A 23,714-nucleotide genomic window follows, 5' to 3' on the forward strand; every position below is an offset into this window, starting at 1 on the left:
CTCTTCTTATTAATTATTCCCCTTATAATCACAATGCTCAACCGGAACACGAGCATGCCCCTCTTCATCGGTACACCATGACTGTGATTGGAAGGCAAGAAAGATACCAATCCATTCTTCTTCCTTTTCAAAGTGAATGAGTATTCCTCCGTCTTGCCATATACCATTATCTCCTTTCCATTTCTCTACATTCCCTTGATTCATGTGAATATCATGTATACCGTTTCCTGGTTTGAAATGAAAATAGGAATCTGGTGTATTTTCTTCTGGTCCCCATCTTTCGCCAAACGCGTAAATAATTGCTTTTTCTTCTATCGCTCGCTTTATATAACGTTCTATTTTTTCATTTAAATCATTATCTGCTCCTGCTTTTTCGGGAGGTAAAGGAATCATTTGATTTGAGTCAAATAGATTTCCTCTTATATAATCTAAAGCTACTTTCGGTTCATTGTTTTTTATTTCTGTAAAACCGAATGGTAATGTCGGTAAAATATGAATCGCCTCTGACTTAATATTGTTACTCGCAAAATATAAAACTTCTGACGGATAACTTTGCGATTTTACGTTAATTGCAATACGATAATCTACTTCTGCTTCGCCTTGTAAATGAACTTGATAATGAGGAGTTTTCCCTTTTCCGATCTTAGATTGTATAACGGTACCTTTTAACACACCATAATTTTTTAAGGGCATACATTTCATCTCCTATTCATCTAGTAGAAGCTTTTCATATTTAAAACATTATCCATTCATAAAAAAAATCCTCCTATGTTAGGAGGATTTTTAATTTCTCAACATATACCAAACAATAACCTCTACCACTACAAGCAAAACCGCACCAAAGATCATTAACGTCGTCTTCTTTAATAGTTCATTTTCACGGTAAGGGATATTACATAAGTAAGCACCTAGTGTAATCCGTGATGGACAAGCGATTGTCGCTACTGATGATGCGGTGTTTTGAAGTGTTGTGACATATTGCCACGGGAGTGCTACGTTTTGTGCGGTTTGCATTTGTAGTTTTATAAACATTGCATTTGATCCTGCGTTACTACCTGTTAAAAATCCACCAATAGCGCCAATAAACGGCGCAACGAAAACGAAAAATGTTCCAAATGTATCACCAGCTGTCTTTGCGAGTAATGAATGCATGCCTGATGCACCCATTAGTTCTGAAATGGCGATAAACATTGTCGTCGTAATCGCAAAAGGAATCCATTGTTTGATCGTTTGTGAGAGTGATTGTTTAATAATATGAGACGGGATGCGGAAGAAAATAATAGTAAATAAGCAAGTCATACCGAGCCAAAATCCTGGTGAATATAGTAACTCTAGTTTGTAAGAGTATGATTTCAAATCAAGAACCGCATATGATCTGAACAAATCATGTAATGCTGGAACGAGGCGAGAAAGTAAAATACAAACTGTTAGAAATATATAAGGGCTAATAATTTTTATAATGGATACTTCTCTCTCCGTTGCAGCCGCATGCTCTGTTATAAGATTTTGCCCACTTTTTCCTTTTAATTTAATGATAAGAAAGCCAAATGTAATCGTAACGATAGAACTTAATATACCTGCTAGTTCAACACTTACGTATGCGTTAGAAAGATAGATTCCGAGAGAAAATAATAGAAAGAATCCTACTCCTTCTTTCCACTTTTCTATAACCGCTTGCCAGCCGCCAACAACGTGTAAAGAAAGAATAACGAAGTAAGCAAACATTGGAATACTTAATAGCGCTGTATTTGTGCCAAGTGTTGTAAGAGGCATATTTATTAGCTGCGAACCGATAATCGTACCAGTTGCCATTGCGCCCCATGAACTAGCTAGTAAGCCGATGAATGAGAGTAGTACAGCTTGAAATGGTTTATATCCTAGTGAAAGAAAAATAGGTGCTGCAACCATGAAGCCGATACCGAATCCACTTACTGATTCAATAAGCGGGCAAATGCCAAAACACATAAGCAGCATTTGTAATAAGCGATCCTGAGTAACTGCTTCTAGAAAAAGTGCCACTTGATCGATGTACCCCATTTTGTTCATGAGGTGAAATAAAAAAATACCGAAAAATAAAACGTACCCGACAATAAAACAAATTAACCATCCTTTAATCGTTGCGTGTACAGTTTCACTTATCCCTAATTGAAACGTTGGCGAGAGTAAAACGATTCCAACAGACACAGCATAAGAAATTAACGAAGACCTTAATGACGTTTGTTTAAATAAAAATAAACAAATGAAAATCATCATAATTGGGATAAGTGCCAACAATATGGCCATGTTATCATCTCATTTCGTTTAAAATACAATTTTTAACTATTATATAACAGATGCTATAATTTTCAATTGTTTTTAAAACAGATTCAAAAAAGGAACCAAACGGCTCCTTTTCATTCACTCCCATTTTCTATTATCCTGAAAAACTGTCTGCTTTCCGACTATTTCTTTCAACACAACAAACACAATGTAAGTACATATTGCTTGCAATATAATATTCCAAAATTTCATTAATGTAAATGAATGAATCCGTAGAAATAGTTCGTTTAATAATACAATCGAAACGATACTAAATAATTCTATACTAATCGAAAATAGACATATTTCTAAAATAGACTGTTCTTGAATGCGATTTAAGTTGGAAAAGATGAATACATACCCTAAAAATAGAGCCATTAACTCTATTTTCGTCATGCTAATGAGCCAAGCGTATAATGGTACAGTTAAAAATAGATATAGTAATTTACGTCTTAGCATGCCTTCTCCCCCCTCTGAATTATATGTATTTTCTGTATATTTTAACACTTATTACGCAAAACAAAAAGAAGAGACTATGCCTCTTCTTTTTGTTTTGTTGCATATATTAATTCACATATTTCTTCTCGCTTTTCATTTTCTAAAAGCTCAATGACCTTACTTCCAACGACAACTCCGTCGCATATTGTAACCATTTCTTCTACATGTTCTTTTGTTGAGATGCCGAATCCAGCGACTACTGGTAAGTTGACGTGTGATTTTACTTTTTCTAAGTAACTATGAATCTCCTCTTTAAAGTTTTGACGTACTCCCGTTACGCCCGCTACTGTAACAGCATAAACGAACCCTTCTGATTCACTCGTAATTTTTTCAATTCTTTCAATAGGACTCGTTACGGTAACCAGTGGGATGAGCGCAATGTTTACCTCTCGAAGTAACGGCGCAATAATATTTTGTTCTTCATACGGTAAGTCTGGAACGATGATGCCGTCTACACCTGCTTCTATACAGTTCTCAATGAATCTCTCTTTTCCGAATGCAAGTACCGGATTTAAATATGTCATAAGAACAAAAGGCATTTGTACTTCTTTCCTTACCTCTGCTAACGCTTGAAAAATGCCTTTTAATGTTACGCCGCTATCTAGCGCTCGTTTCCCTGCTCTTTGAATCGTTGGGCCATCTGCGACTGGATCTGAAAATGGAATACCAATTTCAACGATGCTTGCTCCAGCCTCATCTAGAAAACGAATTCTTTCTTTTAATTTTTCAAGGCCACCATCTCCGCCCATTACGTACGGAATAAATGCTTTCTTGCCATTTTCAAACGCTGCTTTAATTTTTTCTACTCCCATTTTTTACACCTCTTCCATATAACGTTTTATACTCTCTACATCTTTATCACCACGGCCAGATAAACAAATAACAAGTCCTTCATCTTCCTTCATTTTCGGAGCTAATTTTAATGCGTATGCGACAGCATGCGAGCTTTCTAACGCCGGGATAATACCTTCTTTTTTCGTTAATAATTGAAATGCTTCTAATGCTTCTTCGTCTGTTATCGAATGATAAGAAACGCGGCCAATATCTTTTAGCAAGCTATGTTCTGGACCAACACCTGGATAATCAAGTCCTGCTGAAATAGAGTGTGCTTCTTGAATTTGTCCTTCTTCGTTTTGCAGAAGATACATCATTGATCCGTGGAGAACGCCAACGCTTCCTTTCGTTAAAGTTGCTGCATGCTTTTCTGTATGAACGCCTTTTCCAGCTGCTTCTACGCCGTAAAGAGCAACTTCTTCATCGTGTACGAACGGATAAAACATCCCCATCGCGTTACTGCCACCGCCAATACAAGCAACGACTGCTTCTGGTAACTTTCCTTCTAACGCCTCATATTGTTTTTTCGTTTCATTTCCAATTACACTTTGGAAATCACGGACAATTTGCGGGAATGGATGTGGTCCGAGAACAGATCCCATAATGTAGTGCGTATCATGCACATGTGAAACCCAGTAACGAAGCGCCTCGTTTACCGCATCTTTTAATGTACCGCTACCTGCCGCTACACATTCTACTTTCGCTCCGAGTAATTCCATTCGGAACACATTTAATTTTTGACGTCTTACATCTTCTTCTCCCATAAAAATGACGCATTCTAATCCGAGAAGAGCACATACAGTAGCTGTTGCAACTCCGTGTTGTCCAGCTCCTGTTTCAGCGACAACTTTTTTCTTGCCCATTCGCACTGCAAGTAGTGCCTGACCGATTGTATTGTTAATTTTATGAGCTCCTGTATGATTCAAATCTTCACGTTTTAAATAAATCTTTGCACCACCGCAATACTTCGTCATATTTTCAGCATAATATAGCGGTGTTTCTCTTCCGATGTACGTTTTTAAATAATGATTTAATTCCTTTTGAAATGCTTCATCTTGCATCGCTTCTTTATATGCTTCTTCTAGTTCTAGTACAGATTGCATTAACGTTTCTGGAACGTATCGTCCTCCGTATATACCGTAATGTCCTTTTTCATCTGGATATGCGTAGTTCATTTGGAACACTCCTTCGCTTTTATAATAAATTGTTTTATTTTCTCTACATCTTTCTTTCCTTCTGTCTCTACTCCGCTGCTCACATCGACCATATATGGCCGAACAGTTCGAATTGCTTCTTCTATATTAAGAGCGTTTAATCCACCAGCTAATATCATTTTCTTTCGCAATTCTTTTGGCATATCTCTAAGTAGTTCCCATGAAAATGTCTTTCCATTTCCTCCATGAAACTTTTCTTTCGGGCTATCAAATAATATATAATCCGCTTCATACCCTTGGGCGTTTTTCATATCACTCTCTGAAGTTACTCCTAGTGACTTTATAGACGGAATATTCAATCTTCTAATTTGATAATTGTCTTCATCCCCATGTAGTTGTACATGTGTTAACCCGCACTCATCTGCAATTTTCTGGATCACTTCTACTGATTCATTTACGAAAACACCGATTTTTAACACGTTGGCTGGAAGCTCCTGAATGATTTCTTCCGCTCTCTTTGGAGTGACTTCCCGCTTACTTTCTGCAAAAACAAATCCGAGTGCATCTGCGCCATATTCGCACGCACTTTTCGCTGTTTCCACATCAGTGATGCCGCAAATTTTCACTTTCATATATTCACCTTACAATCTTCAAAAAAACTACTAATAGAAGATGATGTCATAAGCGCCTCTCCAACTAATACACCTTTTGCTCCAGCTCTTTTAACACGAATAATATCCTCTTTTGAATGAATGCCACTTTCACTAATCCAAAGTAGTTTCTCCTCATTCAATCTTTTTCCAAGCTTTTCAGTTTGGCTTAAATCTACTTCGAACGTTTTTAAATTACGATTATTAATGCCAATAACGTGCGGATTTAATACAATCGCAGTTTCTAATTCCTGTTCATCATGAACTTCAACAATCGCTTCCAATCCTTTTTCTAACACGTAGCTATACAACTCTTTTAACTTCTCTTTCGTTAACGCTGCTACAATTAGTAAAATAATATCTGCTCCCGCTTCATATGCTCTATCAATTTGAATCTTATCGATTATGAAATCTTTACATAAAAGCGGAATGTTACTTTCTTCTCTTGCTGTTTGTAAATCGTGAAACGACCCTTTAAAAAATTGACCATCTGTTAAAACAGATACTGCTCCTGCACCACATTTCTCATATGTTCCCACTTGTTTTCGTACGTCAACGTGTAAATTGATATCTCCTTTTGATGGTGATGCTCGCTTTACTTCTGCAATGACAGTAAACTGCTGTAACGCTTCTACAAGTGAATGTGTCTTTCTTTTTGTTTTTACTGGTGTATATATTTCATACAACTCCGCAACTTCCCTTTGCTTCTGTTCTACAATTTCATCTAAAATCGTCCCCACCTTAGTTCACCCTTTCTAATTTTTCATTGCTTGCTGCAATTAATAAGTTTAATTTGGTTAATGCTTTTCCAGAGTCAATGCTATGTGCCGCGAGTTTAATTCCTTCTTCAATCGTTTCCGTTTTTCCATTTGCGAAAAGAGCTAGACCTGCATTTAATAAAACTGTATCACGATAAACACTCTTTTCTCCGCTCAATACTTCAAGCGTAATCTTTGCATTTTCTTTTGAATTCCCCCCTCTAATTTCTTCATTTTTCACTCTTGAAAAACCATACTTTTCTGGATCAATACTCATTTCTACTATTTCATTATCTTTTAAAAGGACTACGTGATTTTCCCCTTGTAATGACGCTTCATCTAAAAAACCACTTCCATTTACGACAAGCGCTTGTTTCCGGCCTAACTTTTGTAATACTTCTGCAACTGGTAATAACATATCTCGTTTATAAATACCGACAAATTGTGTTTCTAAATTCACTGGATTTGTTAAAGGACCAATTAAATTAAAGATCGTCGGCACGTTTAACTCTTTTCTTATTTTCATAATGCGCCTTAGTGCTGGATGCATCACTGGTGCAAATAAAAATGCAATGCCCACATGCTCTAGTAAATAATCAATTTCGTTTGGCGTACTACTAATATTTACACCTAGTTCTTCTAATAAGTCTGCACTTCCTGTTTTACTAGAAACAGCACGATTACCATGTTTTGCAACCTTTACACCTGCTCCTGCCAGTACGAATGCTGATGTTGTGCTAATATTAAACGTTTGAGCACCGTCACCACCCGTCCCGCAATTGTCCATTGCTCCTTGTATATGGTTCGAAAATGGTAGTGCCTTTTCGTGAAGAGCTCGAACAAGGCCGTATATTTCTTCTGCAGTTTCACCTTTCGCTTTCAGTAAGACTAAAAAAGCTGCAATTTCACTTTCCAATATGTTTTCATTTAATAAAAGAAGCCCTGCTCTATACATTTCCTCTTCTGTTAAATGTTTCCCCTCCACTAATTTACGAAGATAGCTATTCATACTCTTTCCTCCTCCTTCACTTCTGTTAAAAAGGCACATATTAACTTTCCGCCTTCTTCTGTCGCGATTGATTCCGGATGAAACTGTAATCCGAAGAGCGGATAATAATTGTGACGGACTGCCATTATTTCTCCATCGTCCATCGCTGTCGCTAGTATGTCAAAACACTTTGGCAAGCTCGTGTGCTCTGCAACAAGGGAATGATAGCGCATCGCCGTTAGCGGCTGTGTAGCGTATGAAAAGATTGACGTTCCGTTATGTTTCACACGTGATGTTTTCCCATGTTTAATACGTTCTGCTCTAACAATGTCTCCTCCAAATGCTGATATAATCGCCTGATGACCAAGGCAAATCCCTAATATGGGAACGTTCTTATAAAAATGGCGGATGACATCGATACAAATGCCAGCATCCTCTGGTTTTCCTGGTCCTGGTGAAAGTACAATTCCTCTTGGATTCATCTCTTCTAACTGTTCTATCGTTATTTCATCATTTCTTACAACTACAATTTCTTCTTCATGTTCGCCTAACAGTTGGTACAAGTTATATGTGAACGAATCGTAATTATCGATAAGTACAATCATTTCATTACCTCCAAAAGCGCTCTCGCTTTATTTAACGTTTCTTCATATTCAGCTACTGGGTCTGAATCATAAACAATTCCCGCTCCTGCCTGAACGTATGCTTTTTCACCCTTTACGACCATCGTTCGAATAGCGAGCGCCATATCAAGATTCCCTGAAAAACTAACGTATCCAACTGCACCCGCGTATACATTTCTTTTTTCATTCTCTAGCTCATTTATAATTTCCATCGCTCTAATTTTCGGAGCTCCCGACACTGTTCCTGCTGGTAGACAATACGCTAATGCATCAAATCCACTCATTTGTTTTCGCAATGTTCCGTAAACTTCAGATACAATGTGCATAACGTGAGAGTATTTTTCTACTTTCATATATTTATCTATCGTAACCGAGCCGATTTCGCTCACTCTACCAATATCGTTTCGCCCAAGATCTACAAGCATCATATGCTCTGCTCGCTCTTTCTCATTGTCTAACAGTTCTTTTGCGATTTCCTCATCTTCCCTCTTCGTTTTCCCTCTCGGTCTTGTACCAGCAATTGGATTCGTCATCACTTTATCCTCCCTTACTGATAGCAAACTTTCTGGCGAAGAACCGAGTACAACATAATCTTGAAAATCGATATAGAACATATATGGTGATGGATTTGCAATTCGAAGTTTTCGATATAACGCGAATGGATCACCAATACATTCACTTTGTAAACGCTGTGACAGTACGACTTGGAATATGTCTCCGGCTCTTATATGTTCTTTCGCCATTTCTACCATCCCACAAAACTCTTTTTCCGTTATAGAAGAAGTGAATGATAATGTGGATTGTATTGCATTTACTTCAGTTTCTTCTCCTTGTAGCACTTCCTCTTTGTATAATCGTAGCCTTTCGTATACTTCCTCATAATCTGCTGAATCATCTTCCCTGCATACATATACAAACGACAACCTTTGGCGTAAATGATCGTAAACGATAAACTCACGATATAGTAAGAGGTGTACTTCCGGAATATTTAATGGGTCGTGTAAATCCGCTCCAATGTTTTCATACTGCCGAATGACATCATATCCAATATAACCAACTGCTCCTCCGCAAAATGGAAATGGGCTGTCTACTTGTGATGATGCGATTATTTCTTCTAACACTTGTAGTACGTTACCTTGTAACTTTTCTGCCCGGCCGAAAATCGTTCGTTCTACTTCCGTACCAACGCTTTTTACTTCTCCATAAGGATTACATCCTAAGTAAGAATAACGCCCTTTATCTTGATGAAGCTGTGAACTTTCTAATAAAAATTTCTTCTTTCCTTTCATACGTCTATATAAAGAAATTGGCGTAATGCTATCTCCTTCTTCTTCAGTAATTACTAAAAATGTCTTTCTCTCTCTTTTTTGTTTTATAAATTCTTCTTTCGTCATCATGTCCTTCACCTCACTCTGAAAAATAAAAAAGTCCCCTACATATCGAAAATATGTAGAGGACGATAAATATACCGCGGTACCACCTCGTGTTGGATGCAAAAGCATCCCGCTTTGTTCAGGTACAAAATTTATACCTTATCCTTGTAACGGCGGAACCCGGGTTGCCTACTGAAAACAATTGTTCAGCATACCTCTCGTAAGCCCATTCCGTATATGGCACCGTACCGGGCTCCCACCTATTCCCGGCTCTCTGTAACGTCTCCAATATACGTACTCTTCTTACTTAAACGATTTCATTTATTTAATTTTTTATACACAAAAAGGGAGTACTCATCCTATAGAAAGGACGGGTACTCCCGTGGTGCCACCTTAATTCGTTACAAATGTAACGCACTTTACCGTATCAAAAACAATACGTGTCTCTTGTATCGATGAGATCATGTCGCCAAAGCCTACTTCTTTCGTTTCGGTTTGGAAGCTCCGAAGCCCATTCCACATCAATTCCATACTGATTCGCACCAACCATCAGCTCTCTGACATGTTCATCATGTGTACTCTTCTTCATCAACGCTTGCATTTTTTTAAGTTGCACTCATTATAGACCTGACTTTTTTCACAAGTCAATACTTTTTTAAAAATTTTATTTTTCTTTCCTTTCAATATTATATTGACAAAACAACCTCTTTTTATGTAAATATAATAAATACTCTATTAAAAATAAGGTTTTTTGTATGAATATTATATATTAAAAAAGTAAAATGACATCAAAAAACGCTTACATTTCTGAAAATTCATATTTCTATATGGATTTTTCAGAATAATCATGATAGATTATAAATATGCATAACGCATCAAAAGACATGACAAAAGGAAGGGGAACTACATGAGTACGCAGATGTTAACTTTAACTTCGATCTCTATCTACATGCTCGGGATGTTAGTAATTGGCTATTTCGCCTACAAACGAACGTCCAACTTAACAGATTATATGCTTGGCGGGCGTACACTAGGCCCCGCAGTAACAGCATTAAGTGCTGGAGCATCCGATATGAGTGGTTGGCTTTTAATGGGATTACCCGGTGCAATGTTTAGCGTTGGATTAAGTAGTAGTTGGATTGCGATCGGCCTAACACTAGGCGCATACGCAAACTGGCTTTATGTCGCTCCTCGCTTACGTACCTACTCAGAAATTGCAAATAACTCTATTACTATCCCAGAATTTTTGGAACACCGTTTCCACGACAAATCTCATATGCTACGTTTAGTATCTGGACTTGTTATTATGATTTTCTTTACTTTCTATGTAGCTTCAGGATTAGTTTCAGGCGCTGTATTATTTGAAAATTCATTTGGCATGAACTATCATGTTGGATTATTCATTGTAGCAGGCGTTGTTGTAGCTTACACATTATTTGGTGGTTTCTTAGCAGTAAGTTGGACAGACTTCGTGCAAGGAATCATTATGGTAGTTGCTCTTATTCTTGTTCCTATCGTAACAATTATGAATTCGAACGGACTTGGACCTGCATTTGATACAATTCGATCTGTAGATCCAACACGTCTAGATATTTTTAAAGGTGCCTCTACTTTAGGAATGATTTCTCTATTCGCATGGGGCCTTGGTTATGTCGGACAACCTCATATTATCGTACGCTTTATGGCAATCGCTTCTGTAAAAGAACTTAAAAGCGCACGAAGAATTGGTATGAGCTGGATGATTTTCTCTGTTGTCGGAGCTATGTTTACTGGTCTTATTGGTATTGCTTACTATTCACAACAAGAGTTAACATTATCTAACCCAGAAACAATTTTCCTTGAACTTGGGAAAATTTTATTCCACCCACTTATTACTGGATTTTTATTAGCCGCAATTTTAGCAGCGATTATGAGTACAATCTCCTCTCAGTTACTCGTTACTTCTAGTGCCGTAACGGAAGACTTATATCGTACATTCTTCAAACGTTCTGCATCTGATAAAGAACTTGTATTTGTCGGTCGTATGGCTGTACTTGTTATTGCATTAGTTGGGTGCGCTTTAGCGTTTAAACAAAATGATACGATTTTAGCTCTTGTTGGATACGCTTGGGCTGGTTTTGGTTCTTCATTCGGACCTGCTATTTTATTAAGCTTATATTGGAAACGTATGACGAAATGGGGCGCGCTTGCTGGTATGATTTCTGGTGCCGCTACTGTTATTATCTGGACTCAATTCAAATTCTTAAAAGATTTCTTATATGAAATGATTCCAGGTTTCGCTATTAGTTTACTAGCCATCGTAATTGTTAGTTTACTAACACAACCTTCAAAAGAAGTTGAAGAGCAATTTGAGGATTTCGAAAAACAACATCGTCATAATTTATAAAAAAATCTCTGCTGTTATCGTAACAGCAGAGATTTTTTACAGTTCGACAATCTTCTTATCAAATTTAACAAATTCTTTATGTTTCGTTAAATTTAACATAACACTACTCCTTTATAGTATGAGTATCAGCACTTATACAGAAAGGGGACTCCAACATGTTAGCAGCTTTCCAGCAACAACAAACACGAAAATTTTCACCTATCACAAATACTTCTGCGTCTTGTTTAAACATGCAACCTAACCCGCCTAAAATTTCAATTGCTCCTTCTGTTATTTCAGTCATCGGTGTTCATATGGAAAAACATAAATTAAAAATAAAAACGGGACAAAACATTGTGTTAGCAGCTTCTACTTTGCCAATACAAGCAACGAATAAAGAGCTTATTTGGTCAAATATGAATTCTGATATCATCACCATATATCCAAAAGGTGACACCGTGACGATTACTGGAAAAAGTGCAGGTAAAGCAGTCGTAATTGTTACAACTGCTGAAGGCAAATTCCGTGACCTATGTGTCATTCACGTACAACCTTATATGACAAACCCAAAGTAAAAGAGTGGCTTCGTAGCCACTCTTTTACTTTGTTTCAATATTTGAGTTTTTACTTTTTACAAGGTTAATAAATTGTTCTTTATTTCTTGGAGAAATAATTTCTGTTTTTATGTGTATCGTAAACAATTTCAAGTCGTTCAAATGATAATGCATGAGCTGCTATTGGATTTTTCGTATTTGAAATTTGTTTTATATCTCGTATAAATATACGTTTTGTAACGAGACCCGATCTAATCGTAATTGTTTCTTTCCCGGCAATATATTTTGCCAAAAATCAACTCCAACTAAACAACATTGCTAATGGAATTGTAAAAAACAAAAGGAAATATTCTCTCCCTGCAAATATAGGAGCAAAACAGGCGCCTACAACAATAAAAAAAATTGGATGTAACCATACATCTTTTTTTGATGGAAATTCCATTTTCCTCCCCCTTCTACACCCGTATTTCCATAAAACAAAAAGAGAAGTATCACAACTTCTCTTTTCTCCCCTAACACTATAATTCCTGTGTATACACCGGCTCGTTTACGACATTTTTTGCTGTTCGCTTTTGTTGCTGCAGTAAGAAAACAGAGACACCAAACAATACGAGCATGCTACCGATAATTTGCATTGCATTTAATTTTTCTCCAAGTAAGAAGAACGCAAGTATAGATGCTCCAACAGGTTCTCCTAAAATACTCATTGAAATTGTCGTTGCATTTACATAATTTAATAGCCAGTTATTAATTACATGTGACACTGTCGGCACAACCGCAAGTAAAAGAAAAACAGTCCAATCCCACTTCGTATAACCTGTAAAGGGTACTTGTAATATGATATTATAAATCCCCATAAAAAGACCTGCGAACGCAAAGACTGTAAAGCTATAAATCCAGTGCGATACTTTCTTCACTGTCGTTTGCCCGATAAATAAATAACCGACAACCGCTATTACACTTAGAAAGGATAATATGTCACCATAAATTGCTTGCTTACTTAAACCTAAATCTCCCCAACCAATGCACATTACTCCCAAAATAGCGATTCCCATCGTTGCAATGGCTGAATATGTTGTTCTTTCTTTAAATAGAAAAAAACCTCCAACTAAAGATACGATTGGTTGAAGCGCCAAAATAATTGTTGAACTAGCAACTGTTGTATGCTTTAAAGATTCAAACCATAAAAGAAAATGAAGTGCTAAAAAGAAACCAGATCCAATTAAAAAGCCCCAATCTTTCATTTGAATCCTATTAAATTCCTCTCTTTTTTTCCATACGATAGGCAGCATAATAAGTACGATAATCCATAATCGGTACATACTTAATATTGAAGATGGTGCTGAGGACATCTTTACAAAAACTGCTGCAAAGGAAATAGCAATTATAGAAATAGCCAATGGTAGTGCGATTGATTTTTCTTGTTTCAAATCCTGTCTCCCCTCTCACCTGTCAAAAATCCCACTTCATTATATCCGTTTTCTTTCGTAACTTAAATACTAATTTTTTAGATTCTTCGTACCATTATGGTAAAATAGAAATTAAGGCACCAATTAGTGAATATTTCTTTCCTTTTCACTACAAGCGTCGCTCTTACAATCGTTACAGTAAATTTTTATTTAGGGGGATCTACATGAGTCAAACAATAGGGAGAATTGAAGAAATTTCATTTTATAGCGCATCACTTCAAGAAGATGTTACACTTCTCGTTTATTTACCAGTAAATTACACACCACTGCACAAACATACAGTTGTAATTGCACAAGATGGTAGAGATTATTTTCAGCTCGGTAAAGCGCACCGTGTAATTGAGCGCCTTCGTGAAACCGAAGAAATTGACCGTACAATTATTGTCGGTATTCCATATAAAAATGTACATGATCGTAAAAAAAAATATTTCCCAAATGAAGTGAAAAATGCTGCATATATTCGTTTCCTTGCTCATGAACTTGCACCATATATTGATGAAAATTATCCAACGTATCAAATGGGAAAAGGTCGTGTTTTAATTGGTGATTCTCTTGGCGGAACAGTTTCCTTTATGACTGCACTTATGTATCCGCATACATTCGGTAAAGTCGTTATGCAATCACCATTTGTGGATGAGACAGTGATGAACTTAGCAAAAGAATTCAAAGATCCACAGGCGTTAGAACTGTATCACGTCATCGGTACAGAAGAAACGGCTGTAAAGCGTACTGATGGACAAGTATCTGATTTCGTAGGGCCGAACCGTGAGTTAAATACGCTTCTTACAGATAGAAACTTCATCACGCATTACGAGGAATTTGAAGGCAATCATACTTGGAAATATTGGCAGACTGATTTACCGAAAGCCTTCTCTCATATTCTATCAATGAAATAATAGAGAGCAGTATTCAGAATAATTTGATATAATAGATAAAGAGATTTATTTATCTCAAAATCTAACTAGACTTACAAAGGGAGGAATTGGAACATGAAATTAGGCATTGTAATTTTTCCATCTAAAATGATTCAAGATAAAGCGAACGGATTGCGTAAACGTTATGACCCGCACTACGCATTAGTTCCGCCACATATTACATTGAAAACACCCTTTGAGGCGCAAGATGAACAATTAGAGTCGATTGTAAACGAGTTACATACAATCGCAAGTAAAACGAACCCTTTCACCCTTCATGTTGGGAAAGTTGGTTCTTTCGCACCTGTTAATAACGTCCTTTACTTTAAAGTAGAAAAAACACCTGAACTTACTTTCTTAAATGAAGAAATGCATAGCGGGTTATTCACGCAAGAACGCGAATATGCTTTCGTACCTCATTTAACAATCGGACAAGGCTTATCAGATGCAGAGCATGCTGATGTGTTGGGCCGATTACGTATGAAAGATTTCTATTACGAACAACCAATTGATCGTTTCCATCTTCTATATCAATTAGAAAATGGAACATGGACTGTACACGAAACATTCCGTCTTGGAAAGGGGAACAACTAATTTGCACGCACAGATTGTACAAACGGACGAACAACTAAGAGATGCATTCTCTGTACGTAAACAAGTGTTTGTAAATGAACAACGTGTCTCTGCTGAAGAAGAGTACGATGAGTTTGAAGAAACTTCAACACACGTTGTTATATATGACAATGATGTTCCAGTTGGTGCTGGACGTTTTCGCATCCTTGATGGTATAGGAAAAATGGAACGCATTTGCGTGCTAAATTCCCATCGCAAAAAAGGGATTGGAAAAATTGTTATGGATTCTCTTGAAGCGTATGCAAAAGAAAATTCGCTACCAAAATTGAAACTTCACGCTCAAACACATGCTGAAAATTTCTATAAAAAACTTGGATATGTAACAAGTTCTGATGTATTTATGGAAGCAAATATCCCGCACGTTGTAATGATAAAAAAATTGTAATTTGAAAACAGGAGGTGACCTCTCCTGTTTTTTTACATTGCTATTTTCTTTTTCTTCCGCTAAAGTTAAATGTTGATGCTATAGTTTTGAAGGTGAACATATGACACAAGAAAAATTTTCACAAAAATCGTTAACACACGCTGATATTCCGCGTGCGACATATCATATTCCGAAAACATCTACCCATTTAATTATGGAAGAAGATGTAGACGCGGCTTATTTCCGCGCTCTTGAACAACAAAATGTTTTTTTAAACGAAAAACAATTAGAAGCCGTGCGCACAACAGAAGGTCCTGTTCTTACACTAGCTGGTGCTGGAAGCGGGAAAACATCGGTTTTAACAACTCGCGTTGGTTATTTAGTAAATGTAAAACAAGTTCATCCACGAAATATTTTATTACTTACATTTACACAAAAAGCAGCTGAAGAAATCCGAAGTCGTGTTGCGAAGTTACCAGGTATGAATCATGCAGCAAGTAGCTACGTTGTTGCTGGTACATTCCACTCTGTTTTCTTAAAATTACTTCGTAGTCAAGGTTATAATCAGCAAATTTTAGCAAATGAAAAACATAAACAAATTATGATAAAGAAAATCTTAAAAGAATTGCGTTTAAAAGACGATTATGATGCGGAAACGATGCTCGCGATGATTTCACTTGAGAAAAACAAATTAAATCGTCCGAAAGATGTAAAAGCGAAAACACCAGTGGAACAAGAATTTAAAGAAGTATATGAACGTTTTGAAGAGGTAAAACAACGATACAATTATATTGACTTCGATGACATCTTATTGGAAACATATTACATGTTAGAAAATAATGCTCCTTTACTAACTCAATTACAACAACGTTTTCACTACATTGAAGTAGATGAGTTTCAAGATACATCCTATGCACAATATGAAATTGTAAAATTGTTAGCCACGCCAAGAAATAATTTGTTCATCGCAGGTGATGATGATCAAGCAATTTATGGCTGGCGAGGGGCAAGTCACCAAATTATTTTATCTTTTCCAAAAGAATTTGATAACACAACAATCATTGCACTAAATACGAATTATCGATCCAATCCCTTTATCGTCGGGCTTGGAAATGAAGTTATAAAATTAAATCAAGAACGTTTTGATAAAGAGCTATACTCCGTTCGTGAAGAAGGTGTACAACCTTTTTATGCAAGACCTGCTACCACTCTTGATGAAGCAAATCAAATTTTGCAGCTCATTCAAGAAAAAGTAGATAGCGGTGACCGAAACTATAAAGATTTTTGTTTACTGTATCGCACACATTCTGTAAGTCGTTCGTTACTTGATCAGCTTACCATTCATAAAATCCCGTTTATTAAACACGGGGCGAGCCAATCATTTTATGAACATTCTTTAATTAAGCCTGTATTAGATCATTTAAGACTCGTGATTGAGCCGTTTCGACTAGAATCACTTTCAAACATATTGCCGACGATGTATATCGGACGTGATGATTGTATTTCATTTATTGAACGTGAACAATGGAAATATGGTGAGGGACGCTTCCCTTCTCTTCTTCATTTCTTACTATTAAATCCAAGCTTAAAACCTTTTCAAGTGAAAAAGGTAAATGAGCGCATCGATTTTATTAAGTTTATTAAAGAATTAGAACCGAAAAAAGCATTAAAAGAAATCATTCATGGTAAAGGAAAATATTTAGAGTACTTACAAAGTAACGATCGTTCTTCCTTTACGATGCATAAAGACATACAAGAAGAAATGTTGGAAGAATTAATGGAGTCTGCAACTCGTTTCACCGATATTCCAGCTTATTTACAATTTATCGACGAGGCGATTCAAGGTCAAAAAGAAATGGAAGCATTAAAAACAATGCCGCAAAAAGATGCCGTTTCACTTATGTCAATCCATAACGCAAAAGGCCTTGAATTTCCATGTGTCTTTTTACTTGGAGCGAGTGATGGAATCCTGCCCCACACTTCTTCTTTAAAAGATGCAAATGATCGTGTTACGGAAACTTCTGAAGCGTTAGAAGAAGAACGCCGATTACTGTATGTCGCCATTACACGTGCGAAAGAAGAACTTTATATTTCTTCTCCGCAATTTTTCAGAGGAAAGAAATTAGATATATCTCGTTTTTTATATACTGTGCGAAAAGATTTACCTGAAAAGACATCCACTAAATAAGGATGTCTTTTTTTTATATCACGTTATGTACATCCCTCCTATATAAATTCCTTGTTTTTATCGTGAGAATTAACGTAATATCAGCCATATTCCACTCATATTGTAATAGTGTATGTCAGAACTCACGAGAAGGAGTGAACATAATGAGCTGCAATTGTAATGAAGATCATCAACATGAGTGTGATTTCAACTGTGTATCGAATGTTGTTCGTTTTATACATGAACTACAAGAATGTGCAACGACAACATGTGGATCTGGTTGCGAAGTTCCATTTTTAGGTGCACATAACAATGCATCAGTAGCGAATACACGTCCTTTTATTTTATACACAAAAACTGGAGAACCTTTTGAAGCATTTGCACCATCTTCAAGCCTTACTAGCTGCAGATCTCCCATTTTCCGCGTAGAAAGTATAGATGATGATGACTGTGCTGTATTGCGTGTATTAACTGTAGTTTTAGGTGATGGTACCGCTGTACCACCTGGTGACGACCCAATCTGTACGTTTTTAGCTGTACCAAATGCAAGACTAATATCAACCTCCACTTGCATTACTGTTGATTTAAGTTGCTTCTGCGCTATTCAATGCTTACGCGATGTTTCTATTTAAAACTAAATAATGAGTTAAGCATGGATTGGGTGGCAGATAATTCTGCCACCCAATCCATGCTTAAAGAGTATTCTTATGTAAATTTCTTAAAATTGGGAACTTGTCTAGAACATAGAACCTGTCCTTTTCATTAACTGAAAGTAGAAACAGATAAAGGAGTGAAAAACATGTTCTCTTCTGATTGCGAATTTACTAAAATCGATTGCGAGGCGAAGCCAGCTAGTACACTACCTGCCTTTGGTTTTGCTTTCAACGCGTCTGCACCTCAGTTTGCTTCACTATTTACACCACTATTATTACCTAGCGTAAGTCCAAACCCAAATATTACTGTTCCTGTAATAAATGATACAGTAAGTGTCGGAGATGGCATTCGAATTCTACGAGCTGGTATTTATCAAATCAGTTATACATTAACAATTAGTCTTGATAACTCACCTGTTGCACCAGAAGCTGGTCGTTTCTTCTTATCATTAAATACACCAGCTAACATTATTCCTGGATCAGGTACAGCAGTTCGTTCTAACGTTATTGGTACTGGTGAAGTAGACGTATCCAGCGGTGTTATTCTTATTAACTTAAATCCTGGTGACTTAATTCAAATTGTGCCAGTTCAGTTAATTGGAACTGTAGACATTCGTGCTGCAGCATTAACAGTTGCACAAATTAGCTAGTAAAAAGCGGTATTTCTAATACAGAAATACCGCTTTTTATATATAATAAAAAACACTCACAGTAGCATGAGTGTTTCATTCTTCATATTGTTTTATTGTGTTCTTCTTTTTCCCACAATTGCATCCCTTTTTCTTCACAAATCCTTGTTGTTGTAATTGTTCTTGATATGCCTGTTGTTGTGCTTGGTGTTGTTGCTGTATATGATACCACTGCTGCAGGTCATATGAATTTTGCCTTGGATTATTGCTCACAGCAAACATCTCCTCTACTGTCAATTCTGTCTATTTACTATATGAACAACTCTTTATTTCCGTTCCCTCATTCTTTTAAACTCCGCTTTTTCTCTTATTATGAAAATATATTATTCTCCCATAAAATATCCTGTAATCGTTTCAATGATTGCTGCTGCTCCTGCAATGGCTAATAATGCAAGTAACGGTTCTGCAACGATAGGAATCCAATTATATAAGACTAATAAAAAAGCACTAACCCATACACCTGTACACCAATAACAGCTTAACAATTCGCCAATCCACTTTCTTAATCCTTTACCTTTCACTTTTGTAAACGTTGATACACTTCCATCCGGCTCCGTAATCTCTAATTCATCAATAAATGGTCTTCGCAAAAAGGCTGTAATTTTATCATAAACAATTAAACGAGTGAGCCTAAAAGCAGCTAACGCAAAAATAAAAAATAAAAGCCAGCTTGTAAACAGCATGATTCCACCTTCCCTTATCCTCTTTCGCCTATTTAAAAAAAAAGGTCTTGAGATTGTGACCAAATCTCCTCGACTCCAATATCTTATTAATGTAAATACAAACAAGAAGATAAGGAGTGACATTAATGAGTTGTAACGAAAATAAACACCATGGCTCTTCTCATTGTGTAGTTGACGTTGTAAAATTCATCAATGAATTACAAGATTGTTCTACAACAACATGTGGATCTGGTTGTGAAATCCCATTCTTAGGTGCACACAATACTGCATCAGTAGCTAATACACGCCCTTTTATTTTATACACAAAAACTGGAGAACCTTTTGAAGCATTTGCACCATCATCAAGCCTTACTAGCTGCCGTTCTCCAATTTTCCGTGTGGAAAGTGTAGATGACGATAGCTGTGCTGTACTACGTGTATTAACTGTAGTTTTAGGTGACAGTTCTCCGGTACCACCTGGTGACGATCCAATTTGTACGTTTTTAGCTGTACCAAATGCAAGATTAATATCTACAACTACTTGTATTACTGTTGATTTAAGCTGTTTCTGTGCGATTCAATGCTTACGCGACGTTTCTATCGTTAAGTAAACTAAAAAACTATTGGGGTGGTAGAAGCTTTCTACCACCTTTACATATTTAAAAACCGGCCATACTAATCGATTGGATATCATCTATAGACAACCTAATATCTCTCATACTATTTTGAGGCATAATAGATACAATGCCATTCCGATACGATATAATCGATCCAACATATGAGACTGTAGCTGTTTTTATTCTGCACCTTACTTTCGGAATGTAATGAGGGCGGTTTAGTAAAAAATGAATTTTTTCATCATTATTCATATCCTTAAATGATTTATTATACGGGACAGTTCTTACTGGTTCTAGTTCTTCCTCTTCTTGTTCTGCGTGTTCTTCTTTTTCTTCTATTTTTTCTACTTTTTCTTCCACTTGCTGCTCTTCTTGTTGTTCTTGCTCTATTACCTCTTCCACAGCACTGCTTACAATATTTTCTTGTTTATTACTTTGCTCTTTTTGATCTTCATTTTCAAAGTTTGTCAGAATAATCCTTTTTATTTTCGGTGCAGCAAGTTCTAAACTTACTTGCGTGATATATAACAACGGTTTTCCAACTGTTGAACTTTTATTTTTATTCTTCACACTCGTCCCTCCCACTTCCATACGTAGCTAAATAAATCGTGTACTATTATAGTTATATTCATCACCTGATAAGAACTTTCGTTAAAAATCGTTCTTTCTCAGAACAAATAAAAAGGACAATCTCATCATTTAGAGATTGTCCTTTAAAATTTAATATTATATTTATCCTAGGATATGATACCCTGAATCAACGTGAATGTTTTCTCCTGTTACACCGCGAGCTAAATCACTGAATAGGAATACTGCTGTATCGCCAACTTCTTCTTGCGTTGTTGTACGACGAAGTGGTGCGCGCTCCTCAATTTCTCTTAAGATTGAGTTGAAATCGCCTACACCTTTTGCAGATAACGTACGAATTGGTCCTGCAGAAATAGCGTTAACACGAATACCGTGTTGACCTAAATCGTTCGCTAAATATTTCACGCTCGCTTCTAATGAAGCTTTCGCAACACCCATAACGTTATAATTTTTCACAACGCGCTCGCCGCCAAGGTATGTTAACGTTAAAATATTTCCGCCTTCTGTCATTACTTTTTTTGCTTCTCTTGCTACAGCTGTTAAAGAGAATGCACTAATATTTTGTGCAAGTAAAAATCCATCGCGAGAAGTATCTACAAATTCACCTTTTAAGTCATCGCGATTTGCAAAAGCAATACAATGTGCTACACCGTGAATAGTACCTACTTCTTGTTTAATTGTTTCAAAGCAAGCTGTAAGTTCCTCATCATTCGTTACATCACAAGGTAATACAAGTGATTCTTGTCCTTCTAATGTGTCCGCTAATTCACGAACGTTTCTTTCTAAACGTTCTCCTGCATATGTGAATATTAATTTTGCACCTGCATTATGCAAAGAGCGAGCTATTCCCCATGCAATACTTCTTTGGTTCGCAACGCCCATAACAACAAATGTTTTCCCTTGTAATAGTTCCATGATATATCCTCCCAGAAATACTTATACTTGTTATTAGTACCTGATACTATAATTATAGTACCATAAAACCGCTTAAAGGCAAACAAAAAAGTCATTAACAGAAATTTGTTAATGACTTTTGGTTTCTATAAAAAACCGCTCTAATCCTTCTTCCCAAGACGGCATTTGTGAAAAACCATTTAATCTTAGCATGTTATGTTGAAAAATAGAATATTTGGGCCTCGCAGCCGCAGCCCCGAATTCTTCCGTTGAAACAGGTAATACATTCACTTTCATATTGGCGTACGAAAATATCTTTTGTGCAAATTCAAACCAAGAGCATGAGCCTCTGTTTGATACGTGGTATGTACCGTATAAAGAAGTATGAATGAGCTTATTAATAACCATATTCAAATCCGCAACATACGTAGGAGAGCCAACTTGATCCGCTACAACAGATATTTCATCTCTTTCTTTTCCTAATCGCATCATCGTTTTCACGAAATTATTCCCATATTTACCATATAGCCACGATGTGCGAACGATAAAATATTTATTATGTAACTCTTTGACGAACTGCTCCCCCGCATACTTAGAGGCCCCATATATATTTATCGGCGCTGGACTATGAAATTCGTCGTATCCATCTGGTCTGGCGCCTTGAAATACATAATCAGTACTAATATAAACTAGCTTCGCCCCTACTAATTGTGAAGCAACCGCTACATTTCGAGCTCCGATTGCATTTATTCTATATGCAAGATCCTGTTCTTTCTCCGCATGATCTACTTTCGTATAGGCAGCACAATGAATAATTATATGTGGTTTTATTTCTTGTACCACTTGTTGTATTCGGGATATATTTGTCACATCTAATAACTTTTTATCAAATGGATATATATCATATTCTTCAGAGTCTAACTCTTCAAATAGTTGCTTTCCTAATTGACCGTTTGCTCCTGTTATGATAACCCTCTCTTTCATTTAACATGCCCCTTACTAATCTTTTAGTGGTTTCCACCATTCCTTATTCTTTTCATACCATTTCACCGTCTCTTGTAATCCTTGTTCAAACGTATATTTCGGTTCCCAATCAAATTCATTCTTCATTTTCTCTGCATCAATCGCATAACGACGATCGTGCCCTAAACGATCTGTAACATATTCAATGTCTTTTTTTGTTTTTCCTAAAAGAGTAATAATTTGTTCCACAACTTCTACATTTGTTTTTTCATTATTTCCACCTATATTATATACTTCTCCGACACGTCCCTTATGCAAAACAACGTCAATCGCACTGCAATGATCCGTTACATGTAACCAATCTCTTACATTTAAACCATCACCATATAACGGTAGTTTTTTTCCTTCTAGTGCATTCGTAACCATTAATGGAATTAATTTTTCAGGATACTGGTACGGTCCATAATTGTTAGAACAACGCGTTACTATAACCGGTAATTGATATGTTTTATAGTAAGATAGAGCTATCATGTCCGCGCTCGCCTTACTTGAAGAATATGGACTATTTGGAGCTAACGGCGTTTTCTCTGTGAACTTCCCTGTTTTTCCTAAAGAGCCATACACTTCATCCGTTGATACTTGCACAAGTTTTATATGCGAATATTTTTTAACTAGTTCTAATAAAGTGACCGTCCCAATTACATTTGTATCATAAAAAGGAATCGGATTTTCAATACTACGGTCCACATGTGATTCAGCTGCAAAATTTACAATCACTTGTACGTCCCGCTCTTTTATAACGTGTTCTAATAGCTCTCCATTTTGAATTTCTCCCTTTACAAAAGAGTAATTCGGGTGATCCAGAAGAGATTTTACGTTATTTAAATTCCCGCTATATGTTAATGCATCGTAATTAATAATTTTATATGTTTCATAACTTTGTAGCATGTAATGAACGAAATTACTTCCAATAAATCCAGCCCCACCTGTTACTAATATATTCATA

General features: G+C 36.5%; 26 protein-coding genes, 1 pseudogene and 2 other annotated features. Of the genes and pseudogenes, 9 read left to right on the forward strand and 18 right to left on the reverse strand.

All coding sequences use genetic code 11. The features are described 5' to 3' along the window. Positions 1-9 precede the first annotated feature (9 nt). From IQ781_RS09285 to trpE, 10 genes are all read right to left on the reverse strand, one after another. Positions 10-693, reverse strand: coding sequence for a DUF2278 family protein (locus tag IQ781_RS09285; protein WP_139847270.1), 684 nt, complete (start codon positions 691-693; stop codon positions 10-12). A gap of 90 nt (positions 694-783) precedes the next feature. Continuing rightward, entirely contained in the window at positions 784-2,283 is a 1,500-nt protein-coding gene (locus tag IQ781_RS09290; protein WP_139847271.1) for an L-lactate permease, read from the reverse strand. Between the two features lie 114 nt (positions 2,284-2,397). Next, entirely contained in the window at positions 2,398-2,757 is a 360-nt protein-coding gene (locus IQ781_RS09295; protein ID WP_000946131.1) for a DUF4029 domain-containing protein, read from the reverse strand. A gap of 74 nt (positions 2,758-2,831) precedes the next feature. Continuing rightward, positions 2,832-3,608 carry a tryptophan synthase subunit alpha gene (trpA, locus tag IQ781_RS09300; protein ID WP_000537825.1) on the reverse strand — a complete coding sequence of 259 codons (777 nt, stop codon included), beginning with the start codon at positions 3,606-3,608 and terminating at the stop codon, positions 2,832-2,834. Between the two features lie 3 nt (positions 3,609-3,611). Next, entirely contained in the window at positions 3,612-4,805 is a 1,194-nt protein-coding gene (trpB, locus tag IQ781_RS09305) for a tryptophan synthase subunit beta (protein WP_139847272.1), read from the reverse strand. Continuing rightward, entirely contained in the window at positions 4,802-5,416 is a 615-nt protein-coding gene (locus tag IQ781_RS09310; protein WP_139847273.1) for a phosphoribosylanthranilate isomerase, read from the reverse strand. Before IQ781_RS09310 ends, trpB begins: the two co-directional genes overlap by 4 nt. Beyond that, on the reverse strand, positions 5,413-6,174 hold the full coding sequence (trpC, locus tag IQ781_RS09315) for an indole-3-glycerol phosphate synthase TrpC (RefSeq protein WP_000536678.1): 762 nt from the start codon (positions 6,172-6,174) through the stop codon (positions 5,413-5,415). Before trpC ends, IQ781_RS09310 begins: the two co-directional genes overlap by 4 nt. A gap of 1 nt (position 6,175) precedes the next feature. Then, on the reverse strand, positions 6,176-7,201 hold the full coding sequence (trpD, locus tag IQ781_RS09320; protein ID WP_139847274.1) for an anthranilate phosphoribosyltransferase: 1,026 nt from the start codon (positions 7,199-7,201) through the stop codon (positions 6,176-6,178). Then, entirely contained in the window at positions 7,198-7,785 is a 588-nt protein-coding gene (locus IQ781_RS09325) for an aminodeoxychorismate/anthranilate synthase component II (protein ID WP_060634804.1), read from the reverse strand. The genes trpD and IQ781_RS09325 overlap by 4 nt, the downstream gene beginning before the upstream one ends. After that, entirely contained in the window at positions 7,782-9,200 is a 1,419-nt protein-coding gene (gene trpE / locus IQ781_RS09330) for an anthranilate synthase component I (protein ID WP_053564996.1), read from the reverse strand. The genes IQ781_RS09325 and trpE overlap by 4 nt, the downstream gene beginning before the upstream one ends. Positions 9,201-9,252: 52 nt before the next feature. After that, positions 9,253-9,497: a binding site (T-box leader), on the reverse strand. Between the two features lie 42 nt (positions 9,498-9,539). After that, positions 9,540-9,777, reverse strand: a binding site (T-box leader). Between the two features lie 306 nt (positions 9,778-10,083). Between trpE and putP the strand changes: the two genes are divergently transcribed. Beyond that, positions 10,084-11,562, forward strand: a complete 1,479-nt coding sequence (gene putP / locus IQ781_RS09335) for a sodium/proline symporter PutP (protein WP_000107208.1) — start codon at positions 10,084-10,086, stop codon at positions 11,560-11,562. Positions 11,563-11,717: 155 nt separating this feature from the next. After that, positions 11,718-12,116 (forward strand): Ig-like domain-containing protein, encoded by a 399-nt coding sequence (locus tag IQ781_RS09340; RefSeq protein ID WP_000878731.1) that lies wholly within the window; start codon positions 11,718-11,720, stop codon positions 12,114-12,116. Between the two features lie 24 nt (positions 12,117-12,140). Here the strand turns inward: IQ781_RS09340 and IQ781_RS09345 are convergent. Next, a pseudogene (locus tag IQ781_RS09345) lies at positions 12,141-12,537 on the reverse strand (PH domain-containing protein). Positions 12,538-12,613: 76 nt separating this feature from the next. Beyond that, positions 12,614-13,525, reverse strand: coding sequence for a DMT family transporter (locus IQ781_RS09350; RefSeq protein ID WP_139847275.1), 912 nt, complete (start codon positions 13,523-13,525; stop codon positions 12,614-12,616). Between the two features lie 203 nt (positions 13,526-13,728). On the opposite strand from IQ781_RS09350, the gene IQ781_RS09355 reads away from it, so the two are divergent. From IQ781_RS09355 to exsF, 6 genes are all read left to right on the forward strand, one after another. Continuing rightward, positions 13,729-14,460: an alpha/beta hydrolase gene (locus IQ781_RS09355; RefSeq protein WP_242808292.1), complete on the forward strand. Its 732-nt coding sequence runs from the start codon at positions 13,729-13,731 to the stop codon at positions 14,458-14,460. A gap of 93 nt (positions 14,461-14,553) precedes the next feature. Continuing rightward, positions 14,554-15,072, forward strand: coding sequence for a YjcG family protein (locus IQ781_RS09360; RefSeq protein ID WP_000765863.1), 519 nt, complete (start codon positions 14,554-14,556; stop codon positions 15,070-15,072). A gap of 1 nt (position 15,073) precedes the next feature. Further along, entirely contained in the window at positions 15,074-15,496 is a 423-nt protein-coding gene (locus tag IQ781_RS09365) for a GNAT family N-acetyltransferase (protein WP_000543297.1), read from the forward strand. A 100-nt stretch (positions 15,497-15,596) separates the two neighbouring features. After that, positions 15,597-17,663, forward strand: a complete 2,067-nt coding sequence (locus IQ781_RS09370; protein ID WP_000191199.1) for an ATP-dependent helicase — start codon at positions 15,597-15,599, stop codon at positions 17,661-17,663. 143 nt (positions 17,664-17,806) lie between these two features. Beyond that, positions 17,807-18,274, forward strand: coding sequence for a spore coat protein CotY (cotY, locus tag IQ781_RS09375; protein WP_001277719.1), 468 nt, complete (start codon positions 17,807-17,809; stop codon positions 18,272-18,274). A 167-nt stretch (positions 18,275-18,441) separates the two neighbouring features. Further along, positions 18,442-18,945: an exosporium protein ExsF gene (gene exsF, locus IQ781_RS09380; RefSeq protein ID WP_000492939.1), complete on the forward strand. Its 504-nt coding sequence runs from the start codon at positions 18,442-18,444 to the stop codon at positions 18,943-18,945. 75 nt (positions 18,946-19,020) lie between these two features. On the opposite strand, the gene IQ781_RS09385 is transcribed toward exsF, so the two are convergent. Beyond that, complete coding sequence (locus IQ781_RS09385; RefSeq protein ID WP_029948404.1) at positions 19,021-19,206, reverse strand: hypothetical protein; 186 nt, start codon at positions 19,204-19,206, stop codon at positions 19,021-19,023. Between the two features lie 101 nt (positions 19,207-19,307). After that, positions 19,308-19,667 (reverse strand): DUF1360 domain-containing protein, encoded by a 360-nt coding sequence (locus IQ781_RS09390; protein ID WP_000899662.1) that lies wholly within the window; start codon positions 19,665-19,667, stop codon positions 19,308-19,310. A gap of 125 nt (positions 19,668-19,792) precedes the next feature. On the opposite strand from IQ781_RS09390, the gene exsY reads away from it, so the two are divergent. Further along, on the forward strand, positions 19,793-20,257 hold the full coding sequence (gene exsY, locus IQ781_RS09395) for an exosporium assembly protein ExsY (protein WP_001277744.1): 465 nt from the start codon (positions 19,793-19,795) through the stop codon (positions 20,255-20,257). A 48-nt stretch (positions 20,258-20,305) separates the two neighbouring features. Here exsY and IQ781_RS09400 read toward each other — a convergent pair whose 3' ends face one another. The 4 genes from IQ781_RS09400 to rfbB all read right to left on the reverse strand — a co-directional run bounded on the left by IQ781_RS09400 (position 20,306) and on the right by rfbB (position 23,713). After that, complete coding sequence (locus IQ781_RS09400; protein ID WP_072770188.1) at positions 20,306-20,854, reverse strand: spore coat CotO family protein; 549 nt, start codon at positions 20,852-20,854, stop codon at positions 20,306-20,308. 141 nt (positions 20,855-20,995) lie between these two features. After that, positions 20,996-21,766 (reverse strand): enoyl-ACP reductase FabI, encoded by a 771-nt coding sequence (gene fabI / locus IQ781_RS09405; protein WP_000421886.1) that lies wholly within the window; start codon positions 21,764-21,766, stop codon positions 20,996-20,998. A 108-nt stretch (positions 21,767-21,874) separates the two neighbouring features. Next, positions 21,875-22,729, reverse strand: a complete 855-nt coding sequence (gene rfbD, locus IQ781_RS09410; protein ID WP_000664653.1) for a dTDP-4-dehydrorhamnose reductase — start codon at positions 22,727-22,729, stop codon at positions 21,875-21,877. Between the two features lie 15 nt (positions 22,730-22,744). Then, positions 22,745-23,713, reverse strand: coding sequence for a dTDP-glucose 4,6-dehydratase (gene rfbB / locus IQ781_RS09415; protein ID WP_001024160.1), 969 nt, complete (start codon positions 23,711-23,713; stop codon positions 22,745-22,747). Between the last annotated feature and the right edge of the window lies 1 nt (position 23,714).

It is taken from the genome of Bacillus sp. N447-1, from assembly GCF_022701035.1.
GTDB classification, from domain to species: domain Bacteria; phylum Bacillota; class Bacilli; order Bacillales; family Bacillaceae_G; genus Bacillus_A; species Bacillus_A cereus.

Bases quoted from the DNA above. Each gene is read 5' to 3' on its own strand.
- IQ781_RS09310 (WP_139847273.1), bottom strand. From the start codon at position 5,416: ATGAAAGTGAAAATTTGCGGCATCACTGATGTGGAAACAGCGAAAAGT.
- IQ781_RS09390 (WP_000899662.1), bottom strand. From the start codon at position 19,667: ATGCTGTTTACAAGCTGGCTTTTATTTTTTATTTTTGCGTTAGCTGCT.
- trpD (WP_139847274.1), bottom strand. From the start codon at position 7,201: ATGAATAGCTATCTTCGTAAATTAGTGGAGGGGAAACATTTAACAGAA.
- exsF (WP_000492939.1), top strand. From the start codon at position 18,442: ATGTTCTCTTCTGATTGCGAATTTACTAAAATCGATTGCGAGGCGAAG.
- rfbD (WP_000664653.1), bottom strand. From the start codon at position 22,729: ATGAAAGAGAGGGTTATCATAACAGGAGCAAACGGTCAATTAGGAAAG.
- IQ781_RS09385 (WP_029948404.1), bottom strand. From the start codon at position 19,206: ATGTTTGCTGTGAGCAATAATCCAAGGCAAAATTCATATGACCTGCAG.
- fabI (WP_000421886.1), bottom strand. From the start codon at position 21,766: ATGGAACTATTACAAGGGAAAACATTTGTTGTTATGGGCGTTGCGAAC.
- IQ781_RS09400 (WP_072770188.1), bottom strand. From the start codon at position 20,854: ATGGAAGTGGGAGGGACGAGTGTGAAGAATAAAAATAAAAGTTCAACA.
- IQ781_RS09355 (WP_242808292.1), top strand. From the start codon at position 13,729: ATGAGTCAAACAATAGGGAGAATTGAAGAAATTTCATTTTATAGCGCA.
- IQ781_RS09290 (WP_139847271.1), bottom strand. From the start codon at position 2,283: ATGGCCATATTGTTGGCACTTATCCCAATTATGATGATTTTCATTTGT.
- rfbB (WP_001024160.1), bottom strand. From the start codon at position 23,713: ATGAATATATTAGTAACAGGTGGGGCTGGATTTATTGGAAGTAATTTC.
- IQ781_RS09340 (WP_000878731.1), top strand. From the start codon at position 11,718: ATGTTAGCAGCTTTCCAGCAACAACAAACACGAAAATTTTCACCTATC.
- exsY (WP_001277744.1), top strand. From the start codon at position 19,793: ATGAGTTGTAACGAAAATAAACACCATGGCTCTTCTCATTGTGTAGTT.
- trpE (WP_053564996.1), bottom strand. From the start codon at position 9,200: ATGATGACGAAAGAAGAATTTATAAAACAAAAAAGAGAGAGAAAGACA.
- cotY (WP_001277719.1), top strand. From the start codon at position 17,807: ATGAGCTGCAATTGTAATGAAGATCATCAACATGAGTGTGATTTCAAC.
- IQ781_RS09295 (WP_000946131.1), bottom strand. From the start codon at position 2,757: ATGCTAAGACGTAAATTACTATATCTATTTTTAACTGTACCATTATAC.
- IQ781_RS09285 (WP_139847270.1), bottom strand. From the start codon at position 693: ATGCCCTTAAAAAATTATGGTGTGTTAAAAGGTACCGTTATACAATCT.
- trpB (WP_139847272.1), bottom strand. From the start codon at position 4,805: ATGAACTACGCATATCCAGATGAAAAAGGACATTACGGTATATACGGA.
- IQ781_RS09325 (WP_060634804.1), bottom strand. From the start codon at position 7,785: ATGATTGTACTTATCGATAATTACGATTCGTTCACATATAACTTGTAC.
- IQ781_RS09370 (WP_000191199.1), top strand. From the start codon at position 15,597: ATGACACAAGAAAAATTTTCACAAAAATCGTTAACACACGCTGATATT.
- putP (WP_000107208.1), top strand. From the start codon at position 10,084: ATGAGTACGCAGATGTTAACTTTAACTTCGATCTCTATCTACATGCTC.
- trpA (WP_000537825.1), bottom strand. From the start codon at position 3,608: ATGGGAGTAGAAAAAATTAAAGCAGCGTTTGAAAATGGCAAGAAAGCA.
- IQ781_RS09360 (WP_000765863.1), top strand. From the start codon at position 14,554: ATGAAATTAGGCATTGTAATTTTTCCATCTAAAATGATTCAAGATAAA.